At 67.3% G+C, this 495-nt stretch carries 1 protein-coding gene; it reads right to left on the reverse strand.

What is annotated here, in order from left to right:
* Positions 1 to 495: AMP-binding protein (locus PUR26_RS10740; RefSeq protein ID WP_329871544.1), on the reverse strand; the 495-nt coding region annotated here is incomplete at both ends.

Here is a 495-nt window from a genome sequence, read left to right on the forward strand (position 1 = left end):
CCCCGACATCGCCCGATGAGGAGCCACCACACCCTTCGCCACACCCGTCGAACCCGACGTGAACATCACACACGCCACATCCTCCGGCCCCGCAATCCGCCCCAGATCCCCACCATCCAGCGCAGCGACAACCCCCGCCACCACATCCACACAGACCGGACGCACCCCCGAACCGTCCCAACGACCCGCCGACCGCGACACCGTGACCACCCGCGCCACACCGGCCAGAACGGCAACCTCACGCACACGCCCCACAGGAAGACCAGGATCCAAAAGCGTGTAACCCGCACCCGCCTTGAGCACAGCCAGAACGGCCACCACCAGATCGGCATCACGCTCCAACAGCACACCGACCGTCTCGCCCCGCCGCACCCCACAACCCACCAGATGACGCGCAAGCCGATTCGCCGAAGCGTTCAACTCCCCGTACGAGATGCCCCGCCCCTCGAAAACCACAGCGGTGGCATGGGGAGTCCGCGCCGCCTGCTCCTCGAA

This window comes from Streptomyces sp. SP18CS02 (genome assembly GCF_036322365.1).
Taxonomy (GTDB): Bacteria; Actinomycetota; Actinomycetes; order Streptomycetales; family Streptomycetaceae; genus Streptomyces.